The organism is Luteimonas sp. S4-F44, assembly GCF_022637415.1.
Taxonomy (GTDB): domain Bacteria; phylum Pseudomonadota; class Gammaproteobacteria; order Xanthomonadales; family Xanthomonadaceae; genus Luteimonas.
Map to the genome: position 1 here is coordinate 579,606 of NZ_CP093340.1, position 14,566 is coordinate 594,171.

Annotated in this window: 9 protein-coding genes; 5 read left to right on the plus strand and 4 right to left on the minus strand. The window is 68.9% G+C overall.

Going from position 1 to position 14,566, the window contains the following annotated elements:
* Positions 1 to 113: 113 nt before the first annotated feature.
* The 3 genes from MNO14_RS02655 to MNO14_RS02665 form a co-directional block, all read right to left on the minus strand.
* Positions 114 to 2,945, minus strand: coding sequence for a valine--tRNA ligase (locus MNO14_RS02655; RefSeq protein WP_241945260.1), 2,832 nt, complete (start codon positions 2,943 to 2,945; stop codon positions 114 to 116).
* A 116-nt stretch (positions 2,946 to 3,061) separates the two neighbouring features.
* Entirely contained in the window at positions 3,062 to 3,484 is a 423-nt protein-coding gene (locus MNO14_RS02660) for a DNA polymerase III subunit chi (protein ID WP_241945261.1), read from the minus strand.
* A gap of 141 nt (positions 3,485 to 3,625) precedes the next feature.
* Entirely contained in the window at positions 3,626 to 5,107 is a 1,482-nt protein-coding gene (locus MNO14_RS02665) for a leucyl aminopeptidase (protein WP_241945262.1), read from the minus strand.
* A gap of 135 nt (positions 5,108 to 5,242) precedes the next feature.
* Between MNO14_RS02665 and lptF the strand changes: the two genes are divergently transcribed.
* Positions 5,243 to 6,328, plus strand: a complete 1,086-nt coding sequence (gene lptF / locus MNO14_RS02670; RefSeq protein ID WP_241945263.1) for an LPS export ABC transporter permease LptF — start codon at positions 5,243 to 5,245, stop codon at positions 6,326 to 6,328.
* Positions 6,325 to 7,434 (plus strand): LPS export ABC transporter permease LptG, encoded by a 1,110-nt coding sequence (gene lptG / locus MNO14_RS02675; RefSeq protein ID WP_241945264.1) that lies wholly within the window; start codon positions 6,325 to 6,327, stop codon positions 7,432 to 7,434. The genes lptF and lptG overlap by 4 nt, the downstream gene beginning before the upstream one ends.
* Positions 7,435 to 7,535: 101 nt before the next feature.
* Here lptG and MNO14_RS02680 read toward each other — a convergent pair whose 3' ends face one another.
* Positions 7,536 to 8,018, minus strand: coding sequence for an RDD family protein (locus MNO14_RS02680; protein WP_241945265.1), 483 nt, complete (start codon positions 8,016 to 8,018; stop codon positions 7,536 to 7,538).
* Positions 8,019 to 8,140: 122 nt separating this feature from the next.
* Between MNO14_RS02680 and xerD the strand changes: the two genes are divergently transcribed.
* From xerD to purL, 3 genes are all read left to right on the plus strand, one after another.
* The gene (gene xerD / locus MNO14_RS02685) at positions 8,141 to 9,121 is read left to right on the plus strand and encodes a site-specific tyrosine recombinase XerD (RefSeq protein ID WP_241945266.1); all 981 of its coding nucleotides are present in this window, start codon (positions 8,141 to 8,143) and stop codon (positions 9,119 to 9,121) included.
* Between the two features lie 611 nt (positions 9,122 to 9,732).
* Positions 9,733 to 10,545 carry a DsbC family protein gene (locus MNO14_RS02690; RefSeq protein ID WP_241945267.1) on the plus strand — a complete coding sequence of 271 codons (813 nt, stop codon included), beginning with the start codon at positions 9,733 to 9,735 and terminating at the stop codon, positions 10,543 to 10,545.
* Positions 10,546 to 10,625: 80 nt separating this feature from the next.
* Positions 10,626 to 14,552 carry a phosphoribosylformylglycinamidine synthase gene (gene purL / locus MNO14_RS02695; protein ID WP_241945268.1) on the plus strand — a complete coding sequence of 1,309 codons (3,927 nt, stop codon included), beginning with the start codon at positions 10,626 to 10,628 and terminating at the stop codon, positions 14,550 to 14,552.
* Positions 14,553 to 14,566: the final 14 nt, after the last annotated feature.

Genomic DNA, 14,566 nt, shown 5'->3' on the forward strand with positions numbered 1-14,566 from the left:
AGCGTGCAATTTTCAAGACACCGGGGCAAGGGACGACTTTGGATTCCGCCCTCCGACGGAGGCGGCAAGTATTCGACTCTGACCCCGGTGTTGATCGCGCTAGCGTTGCGCGGTTACAGCCGGGCGCGTTGTGCGGCGAGGGCGTCGCGTTGCGCGGTCCAGTCGGCCAGACGCTGACGTTCCTGTTCGACGACCGTCATCGGTGCGTTCTTGACGAAGGTCTCATTCGACAGCTTGCCGTGACATTTGGCCAATTCGCTCTCGACACGCTTGAGCTCCTTGTCCAGGCGCGCGCGCTCGGCATCGAGGTCGACCAGACCTTCGAGCGGGACGTACAACGCGAACTCGCCGACCAGCGCGGTCGCTGCCGGCGGCGGATCGCCCTCGAGCCGGTCGATGCGCTCGAGGCGGACCAGCGAGCGCAGCTGCGAGTCGAAGCGGCGCAGCCGCTCGGTCGACAGCGGATGGTCTTCCCGGGTCAGTAGCGCGATCTGGCGCGACGGCGACACGCCCAGTTCACTGCGGATGCGGCGCAGTGCGCTGACCATCTGCTTGAGCCATTCGACATCGGCGTCGGCCTTCGAATACGCGGCCACCGCCTGCGCGTCGGCCTGCGGATAGGGGCGCAGCGAGATCGTCGTGTCGTCGATGCCCAGCCGCGGCGCGACCTGGCGCCACAGTTCCTCGGTGACGAACGGGATCAGCGGATGCAGCAGTCGCAGCAGCGATTCGAGCACGTGCAGCAGGGTGCGGCGGGTGCTGTCGGCAGCCGCCTGGTCGGTGCCCAGCAGCGCCGGCTTGGCAAGTTCGACGAACCAATCGCAGAACTGGTTCCAGGCGAACTCGTAGAGCGTCTGCGCAAGCAGATCGAAGCGGTAGCTCTCGAAATGCGTACGGGCTTCGTTGGCGGCCTGGTCGAGTCGCGACAGGATCCACTTCTCGGTGTCGGTCACCGGCCAGGCGGTATCGGACGTGGCAGCGTCGAAGCCCTCGGTGTTCATCAGCACAAAGCGCGTGGCATTCCACAGCTTGTTGCAGAAGTTCTTGTAGCCTTCCGCGCGGCCGAGATCGAACTTGATGTCGCGGCCGGGGCCGGCGAGCGCGGCCATCGTGAAGCGCAGCGGATCGGCACCGTGCGCGGCGATGCCGTCGGGGAATTCCTTGCGCGTGGCCTTCTCGATCTTCGGCGCATCCTTGGGCTTCATCAGCCCGGTGGTGCGCTTGGCGACCAGATCCTCGATCGCGATGCCGTCGATGATGTCCAGCGGGTCGAGCACGTTGCCCTTGGACTTGGACATCTTCTGGCCGTCCTTGTCGCGGACCAGGCCGGTCATATAGACATCGCGGAACGGCACCTGGCCGACCAGGTGGTCGGTCAGCATGATCATCCGTGCGACCCAGAAGAAGATGATGTCGAAGCCGGTCACCAGCACGCTCGACGGCACGAAGTGCGCGAAGCCGCGCGCGTCCATCGCTGCCGCGTCCGGCCAGCCCATCGTGCCGATCGGCCACAGTCCCGACGAGAACCAGGTCTCGAGCACGTCGCTGTCCTGGGTCAGCGCCACGTCGGGGCCCAGGCCCGCCTTCTCGCGCGCCTCGGCTTCGCTGCGTGCGACGTAGATGTTGCCGTCAGCGTCGTACCACGCCGGGATGCGGTGGCCCCACCACAGCTGGCGGCTGATGCACCAGTCCTGGATGTTCTCCATCCAGTGGCGATAGGTGCTGGTCCAGTTTGGCGGCACGAACTTGACGGCGCCGCTCTCGACGAGCGCCAGGCCGCGCTCGGCCAGGCCGTCCATCGCGACGAACCATTGGTCGGTCAGGTACGGCTCGATGACCTGGCCCGTGCGGTCGCCGCGCGGCACCTGCAACGTGTGCGGACGTGCCTGCAGCATCAGCCCGTCGGCCTCGAGTTCGGCGAGCACGGCCTTGCGCGCCTCGAAGCGGTCCAGGCCGCGGAAGCGCTCGGGCGCTGCGTCGTTGAGTGCGGCCTCGGGCGTGAACAGGTTGATCGTCGGCAGGCCGTGGCGCTGGCCGACCTGGTAGTCGTTGAAGTCGTGCGCCGGGGTCACTTTGACCACGCCGGTGCCGAATGCCCGGTCGACGTAGGCGTCGCCGATCACCGGGATCGTGCGGCCGGTCAGCGGCAGCGCCACGGCCTTGCCGATCAGGGTTGCGTAGCGCGGGTCCTCCGGATGCACCATCACCGCGGTGTCGCCGAGCATCGTTTCCGGGCGCGTGGTGGCCACGACCAGGTGGTCGCGCGTTTCACGCAGCGTCTCGTTGCCGTCGGCGTCGGTCTCGACGTGCTCGTAGGTCGCGCCATCGGCCAGCGGATAGCGGATTTCCCACAGGAAGCCGTCTTCCTCTTCGCTGACGACCTCCAGGTCGGAGATCGCGGTCTTGAGCACCGGATCCCAGTTGACCAGGCGCTGGCCACGATAGATCAGGCCCTGCTCGTGCAGGCGCACGAAGGCTTCGACCACGGCCTGCGACGGTTGCGGGTCCATCGTGAACGTCGTGCGCGACCAGTCGCCCGAGGTGCCCAGTCGCCGCATCTGGCGCTCGATCGTGCCGCCCGACTCGGCCTTCCATTCCCACACCTTCTCGATGAAGCGCTCGCGCCCCAGCGAATCGCGGGTCTCGCTGCTGCCGGCGAGCTTGAGGTTGCGCGAGACCACCATCTCGGTCGCGATGCCGGCGTGGTCGGTGCCCATCTGCCACAGCGTGCGGTAGCCGCGCATCCGGTGATAGCGCACCAGGGCGTCCTGCAGCGTGTGCTGGAACGCGTGGCCCATGTGCAGCGTGCCGGTGACGTTGGGCGGCGGCAGCAGGATCGTGTAGGCCGGGCCCTCACCCTGCGGCGCGAACACGCCGCCGGCCTCCCACTCGGCGTACAGGCGGGCTTCGAAGGAACCGGGGTCGTAGCTGGGGGCGAGGGGCATGGTGGGAGCGCCGTGAGTCGTGATGGGTGATGCGTGTTGGGAGAGCGAGTGTTCGGAGCGGGGCAGGATGGAATGCTCGACGCCCCAAGCCCCAGTCCCGGCGTTCGGCCTTCCACTCACATGTCGTGCTTGGAGACCTCGAGTCCGGCGGCCTTGTAGTGGCGCCAGCGCTCGCGCAGCGGTTCGCGGGCCGAGTCGTCGGCGGGGACCACTTCGAGCACCCGTTCGAAGCCGCCGTCGACCGCAGCGTCGCGCAGGTTGATGACCAGTGCGCGCATCGGGGGGGCAGCGTCGGGCGCTGCGATCAGCACCGGCGCCTCGTCGTCCTCGTCGTCGGTACCGGCGATCTGGTGCGGGATATAGTCGTCCTCGCCCATGTCCCAGAGCATGTCGTCGAGCATCTCGGCCTGCGCCATGTCGCGCGCCAGCACCAGTGTCCACTGCTGCGCGGCATAGGCCTTGCGCACCAGTTCGCAGACCAGCCGCAATGGCTCGTCGCGGAAGCGGGGCTTGGCGATCAGATAGAAGTCGGCGCGCATGGAAGAGGCAGGGGAGGAGGTCGTCTCAGGCAAGAATCAAGCAAGCGGGCTAAACCGGGGTCAGCGTGCAATTTCGAACGAGGGGGTCAGACTGCGAATTTCGCCTTGCGAAATTGCACTCTGACCCCGGTTCTCCCGGTTCTAGGCGGCGGTGCGGTCGAGCAGCCACTGCGACAGCAGGCCGACGGGGCGGCCGGTGGCGTAGGCCATCTTGCCGCTGCCGCTGGCGCTGCCGGCGATGTCCAGGTGGGCCCAGCGCTGTCCTTCGGTGAAGCGCGAGAGGAAGCAGCCGGCGGTGATCGCGCCGCCCCAGCGGCCGCCGATGTTGTAGACGTCGGCGAAGTTGGAATCGAGCATCGACTGATATTCGTCCCACAGCGGCAGGCGCCAGGCGCGGTCGAAAACGTGTTCGCCGGCGGCCAGCAGTTCGGCGGCTAGATCGTCGTGCTTGCTCATCAGGCCGGTGGCCTGCGTGCCAAGCGCGACCATGCACGCGCCGGTCAGTGTGGCGACGTCGACCAGGGCGGCCGGCTCGAACCGCTCGGCATAGGTCAGGGCGTCGCACAGGATCAGCCGGCCCTCGGCATCGGTGTTGCCGACCTCGATCGTCTTGCCCGACATGCTGGTGATGACGTCGGACGGGCGATAGCTGTTGCCGTCGATCGCGTTCTCGACCGCGGGCACCACGACATGCAGGTTGATCGGCAGGTCCAGGCCGACCGCGGACACGAATGTGCCCATGACCGTCGCCGCGCCGCACATGTCGAACTTCATCTCCTCGATGCCGCCCTGGGTCTTGAGGTTGACGCCGCCGGTGTCGAAGGTGATGCCCTTGCCGACCAGGACGTAGGGCTTGGCGTCGCCGCCGTTCTTCCAGCTCAGCACGACCAGGCGCGGGCGGTTGGCCGAGCCACGGGCGACGGCCAGCAGCGAGCCCATGCCCAGCGCTTCCATCTGGGCTTCGTCGAGCACCTCGCACGAGGCCTTGTCGAAGCGGTCGGCGAAGGTGCGCGCCTGTTCGGCGAGGTAGGCCGGGTTACAGACGTTCGGCGGCAGGTTGCCGAGCTCGCGCGCGAACTTCACACCCGCCGCGATCGCCTTGCCCTGGGCCAGTGCGTGGTCGTCGTCGCCGACGATGGCGATCGAGGCCAGCTTCGCCGGCTCGCGCTTCTTGTTGCGCGCGCCCAGCGTGGCGACATAGCGATAGGCGGCGTGGTCGGCGGCGACGGCCGCCTGGCGGATCTTCCACGCGGTGTCGTGGCCGGCGACCTCGAGGTCGGCCAGCGCCAGCGCCGCGTTGGCGACCGTGCCGTCCTTGAGCGCGCGGACCGCATCGCCGACGGCGCGCAGGTACTGGGGCGCGCCGAACTTGGCGCGCTCGCCCAGGCCGACGGCCAGCACGCGCGGTGCGGTCACGCCGGGCAGGTCGTGCAGCAATGTGGTGCGCCCGGGCTTGCCGGGCAGGTCGCCGCGCTGCGCGAGCGCCGACAGGCGACCGCCGCTGGCGGTGTCGATCGCGGCCGCCGCGCCCGACAGCGGACCGTCGGCGAAGACGCCGACGACCAGGCAGTCGCTCGACAAAGTGGGGGGCGCGTCGCGGTTCAGGGAGAATTCGAGGGTCATCAACCAGATTCCATGGGGTGATCGGTACACTTCACGGTCCAGCGGGCGTGGCCTGTGACAGGCTCGCCATCGCAGATGCGTCGTGAAGGCGCGGCTGGACGAACCCCTAAGTCTAAAGCAAAGCCCCCGCGCCCGATGCCGAAGCTCGACCGATACCTGCTCCGCGAATTTGCCCAGGCGACCTTCGCGGCGCTGGTGGTGCTGATGATCGTCAGCCTCGGTGGGGTGTTCGCCGACGTGCTCGGCGACATCGCGCGCGGCCGGGTGCCGGCCGGCCTGATGCTGGCCCAGTTGGGCCTGCAGGTCGTCAATTACCTGCCGTTGATCCTGCCGCTGGGCCTGATGCTCGGCCTGATGCTGGCGTTCGGGCGTCTGTACCGCGATTCGGAGATGCCGGTACTGACCTCGGTCGGCGTCGGCCCGGTGCGCCTGTTGCGGCCGCTGGCGCTGGTCGTGGTGCCGATGACGCTCTTCATCGGCGCCTGCTCGCTTTGGCTGGGGCCGTGGGCCCGCGCCTACTCGCAGCAGATGATTGAAGCCGGGCAGCGCAGCCTGCTGGTCTCAGGGCTGGAGGCCGGCCGGTTCGTCGAGTTCCCCGGCGGCAACGGCGTGGTGTACGTCAATGCGATGTCCGACGACGGCAGCCGTCTGGGCCGGGTGTTCGTCTATCGCCAGGACGATGGGCGCATGGACGTGACCACCGCGCTGAGCGGCGAGTTGAGCGTCGAAGCGGCGGGGCGCTTCCTGCGGCTGGACGAGGGCTTCCGTGTCGAAGGGCCGCTCGATGCCGGGCTCGATTACCGGCTGATGCGTTATGCCAGCAACGAAATCCGGTTGCCGGCCGCCGATCTGGGCGCCGATGCCGACGACCCGGCGCTGCAGCCGACGCTGGCGCTGCTGGGCGACGACCGCCGCGAGGCCCGCGCGCAGTTGCATTTCCGGCTGGCCCCGCCGCTGTTGGCGTTGGCCTTCGCCCTGCTCGCGGTGCCGCTGGCTCGCAGTCCGCCGCGCCAGGCCCGCTACGGGCGGATGATGATGGGCTTTTTGGCCTACGTCATGGGCATGAACCTGATGATGCTGGGCGCCGACTGGGTGGGTGAAGGTCGGATTCCGGTCGCCCTGGGCTTGTGGTGGCTGGTGTTGCCACTGTTGGGCTTCGGCGCCTGGCTGTATTTCCGCGATGGCCGCGTGGTCGCGCCGAAGTGGAGGCGTGCGCGATGAGGCCGTTGGTGCGTATCCATGATCTCTACGTCGCCCGCATGGTCACCATCGCGGTGTTCGCGACCTGGGTGGTGCTGGTCGGGTTGGATGCGCTAATGGCCGGCGTCAACGAGATCGGCGCGGTCGGACAGGGCAATTACAGTTATATGTCGGCGGTGGCGTACATCCTGCAGACGCTGCCGCGCCGGGCCTATGTGATGTTCCCGACGGCGGCGGTCATCGGATCGCTGATGGGCCTGGGACAACTGGCCGCGACCTCGGAACTGATCGCCATGCGCGCGCTGGGCCTGTCGCGGACGCGACTGGCTATCTCGGTCGCCCTGCCGCTGCTGGTGCTGACTGCGCTGATGGTGGTCAACGGCGAGACGCTCGGGCCGATGGCGCAGCGCAATGCCGACAGCATGAAGTCGGCCCTGCGCTCCAACAACATGGTGGTCGGCCGGTACTCGGGCCTGTGGGCGCGCGAGGGCGATACCTTCCTCAATGCGCAGAACGGCAGCGAGGTCGCCGAGGCCGGCGGCAGCCGGATCCAGTTGCAGGACGTGCGCCTGTTCGAGTTCGCGAGCGACGGCCGGCTCGAATCGGTGGCGCATGCCAAGACTGCCGAGCACGGCGCCGACGGTTGGCTGCTGCGCGACGTGAAGCGCACCTGGTTCGAACCGCGCGCGGTGACCCGGACCGAGGCGCTGGAAGAGCATTGGGCCTCGCAACTGGATGCCTCCACGCTGGCGGCCAGCGCCAGCAGCATCTGGCGGCCGCGCTACATGCCGGCCAGCGAGCTACGCGCGGGCATCGAGTATCGCAAGCGCAACCAGCTCGACGCCGGCGAGTTCGAGGAGCATTACTGGGGGCGCTGGTTCTATCCGCTCAATGTGCTCGCGCTGTGCCTGGCAGCGATTCCGTTCGCGTTCGGCTCTTTGCGCAGCGGCAATGCCGGTAAGCGGCTCTTCATCGGCGTGGTGTTCGCGCTCGGCTTCTGGCTCATGCAGATGCAGGTGGTGAAGTTCGCCGCGGTCTACCGGATCGATTTCCGCCTGGCCTACCTGCTGCCGCCCAGCGTGATGCTGCTGGTGTCCTGGCTGCTGTTCCGCCGACGCGGCGCCTGACGCGCTGCCAATCCTGGCTGCGTGCTGGCGGAGTCGCACGGCCAGTCTTCGACGTGGAATGTGTTCTGCCGCGCCCGCCGTGCATGGGCTCGCGCAGGTCGTTAGTGCGCTGACCGCTTGGGGTCGCGCACGATCCGGGTGCCGCTCGCCCGGTCGTGCCAGGTCAGGCGGTCGCGATCGAGCCAAGCCCACCAGAACCCCAGGCCACCGGCCAGCAGCGACACTGTCCCGATCGCGAAACGCAGCCACAGTGCGCGCGACGACGGCTGGCCGCCATCGCGCCCGCGCACGCGGATGCGCCAGGGGCGCATGCCCAGTGTCTGGCCGCCGTGGCGCCAGCTCACGACCGAATAGGCGCCGGTCGCCAGCCAGCAGCACAGCCACAGCAGCCACTGCAGTGCGCTCATCGGTGCGATGTTCTCGTGCGGATCGTGATGCCCGGCGAAGGTATAGCCCGCGGTGAACAGGGCCGACAGCAGCAGCCACAAGGCGAGCGCCGGCCACAGATCGTAGACCAGCGCCAGCAGCCGCCAGCCGATCCAGGGGCGGGCAGGGGCGGCGGGACGAGAGGGCGATGCGGACATCGCGACAGGATAGCGGCAGTGCCCCGCGTTGCGCTGCGGATGCACGACGATGACGCCTGCGTGTGGCGGCGGATATCAGGCAGACGGTGCCGGGCCGGCCACCAGGCCCTAAGCTGCGCACGATGACCCCGACCACCGCCACGCCTGCCGAACGCCGTGCCCTCGTAGTCGGCCTGCCGCCGTTGCGCGACGACGATCGTCAGGCGATCGACGGGTTTCTTGACGCGTTCTGGGCCGAGACCGGGATCGCCGCCCAGACCGGTTCGGCCTACCGACGCGATCTCGAAGGACTCGCGCGCTGGCGCGACGGCCGCGACGGCGGCATCGCCAACGCCGACCGTGCCGCGTTGTTCGACTACCTGGCATGGCGCACCCGCCACGGCTGGTCGCCGCGTAGCAACGCGCGGCTGCTGTCGGCGCTGCGTGCGTTCTACGCCGACCGGCAGCGACGGCATGGCCGCGCCGACGATCCGACCGCGCTGCTCGAACCGCCGAAGCTGCCGCGGCCGCTGCCCAAGGCCTTGGGCGAATCGCAGATCGAGGCCTTGCTCGCTGCGCCGGATGTGACCACAGCCGATGGCCTGCGCGATCGTACGATGCTCGAGCTGATGTACGCCTGCGGCCTGCGGGTCAGCGAACTGACCGGCCTGCCCGCCAATGGCGTCAATCTGCGCCAAGGCGCACTGCGGGTTACTGGCAAGGGCGAGCGTACTCGCCTGGTGCCGCTGGGCGAGGAGGCGCAGCACTGGTTACAGCGGTATCTGACCGAAGCCCGCCCGGTGCTGGCCGGCGGCAAGCCGCTGCCGGCCGACGCCCAGGGCGGCACGCCCCTGTTCCTGACCGTTCGGCGCCTGCCGCTGACCCGGCAGCAGTTCTGGGGCCTGGTCAAGCGCTATGCGGCGATCGCAGGCATCGACCCGGCCCGCATCAGCCCACACGGCCTGCGCCACAGCTTCGCCACCCATCTGCTCAACCACGGCGCCGACCTGCGCGCGCTGCAGATGCTGCTCGGCCACAGCTCGCTGTCGACGACCCAGATCTACACCCTGGTCGCACGCGAACACCTCAAACGCCTCCACGCCACCCACCACCCGAGGGGGTGAGCCCCCGTCGCTCACGCGGCATGCCGCGTGACGGGGGCGAACGCCTCGCGTGCTTCGCGAGGCCGGGCGTGCGCTGGAATCAATAGCCGATAGCAACCCGACGCCGACCGCGCAGGCGCGAACGCCCGGCCACGGATGGCCGGGCCGGGCGTTCATCAGGCGACCAAGCATGGCCATGGATGGCGGCAAGGGGTATCGACCCCGAGGCGGCACTGCCGCGCGGGCTTGGCGAACGCCTCGCGTGCTTCGCGAGGCCGGACGAGCGCCGGAGTAACTAGCCGATCGCAATTCAACGCCGACCGCACAGCGGTATGGTCTTTCTACCCGCGATGGAAGTCGTTGCCTTCGGCGGGGGGCAGGGAACAGGCTCGCGCGAAATGCGCCCCCATCCCAATCTTCCCCTGCAACGCGGGGGAAGGCGCCGAGCGCCATCAGCGTCCCCATAGGCCGGGAGGCGCTCCCAGCATCCGCGCACCGCACTTGTCCCCATCCCCATCTCACCCGCCGCCGTGAACGAGAACGGGCCGTGAAGGCGGCCGGAAGCGCCCGAGCCCCGGCTTCGTGCCAGAATCGCCTTCCCTGGAGTTTCTCCGTCCGCGGTAGCCGATGCGATGAAGCGATACCTGTTCGCCCTGTTGAGCGCCTTCAGTCTGTCCGCCTGTGCCCAGGGCACGAGCGCCCCCGATGCGACGGGCACGCCAGCCGCACCGGCCCCGGCCGCGAGCGCGGCTGCCAACGTTGCGCCGCCGCCGGGCACGCCGGCCGCGCGCGCGCGCGATTCGATCCTGTCGATCAACCCGCAGGTTTCGATCGAGAGCATCCACGACGCGCCGTTGCCCGGTTTCCAGGAGGTGATCGTCGCTGGCCAGGCGCTCTACGTCAGCAACGATGGCCGCTACGTCATGCAGGGCAGCCTGTTCGATGCGGAGGAAAAGCGTGACTTGAGCCAGTCCGGTCTGTCGCAGTTGCGCAAGCGCTTGCTCTCGGAGGTGCCTGAAGAGCAGCGCATCATCTTCGCGCCGGCCAACCCCAAGTACACCGTGTCGGTCTTCACCGACGTCGAATGCGGCTATTGCCGCCGTCTGCACGAGGACATCGCCGAGTACAACAAGCGCGGCATCGCCATCGAGTACCTGGCCTATCCGCGCATGGGGCCGGGCAGCGAGGATTTCCGGTCGATGGAGTCTGTCTGGTGCGCGGCCGATCGCCGCAAGGCGTTGACCGACGCCAAGGCCGGGCGCCGGGTGACCTCCCAGCCCTGTGACAATCCGGTGGCGGCGCATTACGCGCTGGGCCAACGCGTGGGCCTGACGGGCACCCCGATGATCGTGGCCGAGGACGGTACCCAGATGCCCGGCTACATGCCTCCTGACCAGTTGCTCGCCGCACTGCAGCGCCTGGCGGGCGCGGCCGACGGCCGCTGAGTCGAGAGTTGATCCGTGGCCGGGCGGTGGGCCCGGCCATTGGCTACAATGGGCGGCCCTGAATCACGGTTTGCCCGGACATGATCGTCCTCGAGGGCCAGCAGGCCCTGTCGCCGTTCCGACGCGAGCGGCTTGAAGCGCGTCTGCAAGCGGTCTCGCCGGCGCTGCGCGTCGTCGATGCCTGGCACGTCTACTTCGTCGAGGCCGAACCGGGCCGCACGCCGGATGACGCCGTGCTGCGTCGCCTGCTCGAAGTCGATGCCGGTCCGGGACCTGCGCGCGCACCCGCTGCGGTGTCGCGCATGGTGTCGCCGCGGCTGGGCACGATGTCGCCTTGGGCGAGCAAGGCCGGCGAACTGCTGCGCGGTGCCGGGCTGCCGATCCACCGCGTCGAGCGCGGTCTGCGCATCGACCTGCTCGGCTGGTCCGATTCGGCCGTCGAGCGCGCCGCGGTAGACAAACTGCTGCACGACCCGATGACCGAGTCGTTGCTCGACGACGTCGATGCGGCGCAGGCGCTGTTCGCCGTGCCGCAGCGGGGCGTGCTCGAGCGCATCCCGCTCGACGAGCTGGAAGCGGCGAATGCGCGTCTGGGCCTGGCATTGGCCGACGACGAGATCGCCTACCTTCGCGAGCGTTTCGGCGTACTCGGGCGTGCGCCCTCGGATGTCGAGCTGATGATGTTCGCGCAGGCCAATTCCGAGCATTGCCGGCACAAGATCTTCAATGCGACCTGGACCATCGACGGCGAGGCGCAGCCGCAATCGTTGTTCCGCATGATCCGTCATACGCATGCGCAGACGCCCGAGCACACGCTGTCGGCCTACAGCGACAATGCGGCGGTGGTGGAAGGCTATCCGGCCCGTCGCTTCCGGCCCGATCCGGTGTCGTTCGAGTACCGCAGCGAGCCGTTGCTCGACAGCGCGTTCTGCATCAAGGTCGAAACCCACAACCACCCGACGGCGATCTCGCCGTTCGCCGGTGCGGCCACCGGTGCGGGCGGTGAGATCCGCGACGAGGGCGCGACCGGACGCGGCGGCAAGCCGAAGGCGGGCCTGACCGGTTTCACGGTCTCGCATCTGCGCATTCCGACGTTGCCGCAGCCGTGGGAGGGTGCGCGCGCACTCAATCCGCGCATGGCGCCGGCGCTGGAAATCATGCTCGACGGGCCGCTCGGCGGCGCGGCGTTCAACAACGAGTTCGGCCGGCCCAACCTGCTCGGCTATTTCCGCAGTTTCGAACTCGCCGAGGGCGACGACGGCCTGCAGCGTGGCTACGACAAGCCGATCATGCTGGCCGGCGGCCTGGGCGCGATCGATCGCACGATGGTCGAGAAGAAGCGTCTGTCGCCCGGCGATGCGGTCGTGGTGCTGGGCGGGCCGGCGATGCTGATCGGTCTGGGCGGCGGCGCCGCCAGTTCCGTGGCCTCGGGCGAGAGTGCCGAGGACCTGGATTTCGCCTCGGTGCAGCGCGACAACCCCGAGATGGAGCGGCGCTGCCAGGAAGTGATCGACCGCTGCGTCGCGCTGGGCGAGCGCAATCCGATCCTGTGGTTCCACGACGTCGGCGCGGGCGGCTTGTCGAACGCGATTCCCGAGCTGCTGCACGACTCGGGCGTGGGTGGCCTCATCGATCTGGACCGTGTGCCCAGCGACGACCCGTCGCTGTCGCCGATGCAGCTGTGGTGCAACGAGTCTCAGGAGCGTTACGTCCTGGGCATTCCGCAGGATCGGGTCGACGAGTTCACCGCGATCTGCGCGCGCGAGCGTTGCCCGTTCGCGGTCGTCGGCGTGGCGACGGCCGAAGAGCATCTGACCGTCGGGTACGGCGTGCTCGCCGGCGCGCAGACGTCCACCGGTGCCCACCCGATCGACCTGCCGATGGATGTGCTGTTCGGCAAGGCGCCGAAGATGCATCGCGACAGCGCACGGCTGGCGCCGCACCGCTGGCCGGCCGTCGATACCCGCAGCGTCGACCTGCACGAGGCCGGCCTGCGCGTGCTCGCGCATCCGACCGTCGCGGCCAAGCAGTTCCTGGTCACGATCGGCGACCGCTCGGTCGGCGGGCTGACTGCACGCGACCAGATGGTCGGCCCGTGGCAGCTGCCGGTGGCCGACTGTGCGATCACGCTGTCGGATTTCGACGGCTTCACCGGCGAGGCGATGGCGATCGGCGAACGCACGCCATTGGCGCTGATCGACGCCGCTGCTGCTGCGCGCATGGCCGTCGGCGAGGCGATCACCAACCTGTGCGCGGCACCGGTGGAGACGCTGCACCGGGTCAAGCTGTCGGCCAACTGGATGGCTGCCGCCGGTCACCCTGGCGAGGATGCGCGTTTGTTCGACGCCGTGCGTGCGGTCGCGATGGAGTTGTGTCCGGCGCTCGACCTGTCGATCCCGGTCGGCAAGGACTCGCTGTCGATGCAGGCGCAGTGGCAGGACACCGCGGGCGCTTCCGCATCGTCGAGCGATTCCTCGCAAAGTGCCGTCAAGGTGACCCATAAGGTCGTCTCGCCGGTTTCGCTGATCGTCAGCGCATTCGCGCCGGTGCCGGACGTGCGCACGCAGCTGACGCCGTTGCTGGCGCGCGCGCCGGGCAGCGAGCTGTGGCTGATCGGCCTGGGCGCTGGCAAGCAGCGGCTCGGTGGATCGGTGCTGGCGCAATGTTTCGACGCCTTCGGCGGGCCGTGCCCGGACATCGACGATCCGGCCCGGTTGAAGGCGTTCTTCGAGCTGATCTGCGAGGCCCGCGAGGCCGGCCTGCTGTTGGCCTACCACGACCGTTCCGACGGCGGCGCGTTCGCCGCGCTGTGCGAGATGGCGTTCTGCTCGCGTCAGGGGCTGGAGATCGATCTGGAAGGCTGGGGCGAGGCGCGCCACCGCGATGCCGTACGCACGCTGTTTTCCGAAGAACTGGGCGCGGTGGTGCAGATCGCGTCGGAGAATCGGGCTGAGTTCGCCGATCTGGTCGAACGGCACGGTCTGATCGAATGCGCGCAGCGCATCGCCCGGCCGACCTCCTCACCGACGATCCGTGTCGTCGATGGCGAGGACGCATTGGCCGAGTGGAAGTGGGATGCGTTGTTCGACGCGTGGTGGTCGGTGACGCATGCGATGCAGGCGCTGCGCGACAACCCTGAGTGCGCCGACGAGGAACGGGCGTCTGCGCGCGACTTCGCCGCCCCCGGCCTGCGCCCGGTGCTCACCTTCGATCCGACCTCGGCGCCGTCGATCGTCACTGGCGCGCGTCCGCGCGTGGCGATCCTGCGCGAGCAGGGCGTCAACGGTCAGATCGAGATGGCCGCGGCCTTCGATCGGGCGGGCTTCGCCGCGATCGACGTGCACATGAGCGACCTCATCGAAGGGCGCGTGGACCTGGCGACCATGCAGGGCCTGGCGGCTTGTGGCGGCTTCAGTTACGGCGACGTGCTCGGCGCAGGACGTGGCTGGGCCACCTCGGTGCTCGAACGGACGCAGCTGCGCGACGCGTTTGCGGCCTTCTTCGAGCGCGGCGACACCTTCTCGCTGGGCGTGTGCAATGGTTGCCAGATGCTCTCCCAGCTCAAGGCGATCATTCCTGGCGCCGCACACTGGCCGCGTCTGTTGCGCAACCGCAGCGAGCGGTTCGAGGGGCGTGTCGGCCTGCTCGAGGTTGTCGAGTCGCCGTCGCTGTTCCTCGCCGACATGACCGGATCGCGCATTCCCGTCGCGATCTCGCATGGTGAAGGGCGTGTGGCGTTCGACGACGCGCAAGCGCGGGCCTCAGCGCGCGTGGCGCTGCGCTACATCGAGGGCGATGGCGCGCCGGCGGTGCGCTATCCGGCCAATCCCAACGGCTCGCAGGACGCGATCGCCGGGCTATGCTCGGACGATGGGCGCGCGACGATCCTGATGCCGCACCCCGAGCGCACCCCGCGCACCGTCAACTTCAGCTGGGCGCCGGCCGACTGGGCGGACGCCAGTCCGTGGATGCGGATGTTCCAGAACGCACGCAGGTCCGTGGCCTGAACTGACGCGATTCG

Bases quoted from the DNA above. Each gene is read 5' to 3' on its own strand.
- MNO14_RS02655 (WP_241945260.1), bottom strand. From the start codon at position 2,945: ATGCCCCTCGCCCCCAGCTACGACCCCGGTTCCTTCGAAGCCCGCCTG.
- MNO14_RS02660 (WP_241945261.1), bottom strand. From the start codon at position 3,484: ATGCGCGCCGACTTCTATCTGATCGCCAAGCCCCGCTTCCGCGACGAG.
- MNO14_RS02665 (WP_241945262.1), bottom strand. From the start codon at position 5,107: ATGACCCTCGAATTCTCCCTGAACCGCGACGCGCCCCCCACTTTGTCG.
- lptF (WP_241945263.1), top strand. From the start codon at position 5,243: ATGCCGAAGCTCGACCGATACCTGCTCCGCGAATTTGCCCAGGCGACC.
- lptG (WP_241945264.1), top strand. From the start codon at position 6,325: ATGAGGCCGTTGGTGCGTATCCATGATCTCTACGTCGCCCGCATGGTC.
- MNO14_RS02680 (WP_241945265.1), bottom strand. From the start codon at position 8,018: ATGTCCGCATCGCCCTCTCGTCCCGCCGCCCCTGCCCGCCCCTGGATC.
- xerD (WP_241945266.1), top strand. From the start codon at position 8,141: ATGACCCCGACCACCGCCACGCCTGCCGAACGCCGTGCCCTCGTAGTC.
- MNO14_RS02690 (WP_241945267.1), top strand. From the start codon at position 9,733: ATGAAGCGATACCTGTTCGCCCTGTTGAGCGCCTTCAGTCTGTCCGCC.
- purL (WP_241945268.1), top strand. From the start codon at position 10,626: ATGATCGTCCTCGAGGGCCAGCAGGCCCTGTCGCCGTTCCGACGCGAG.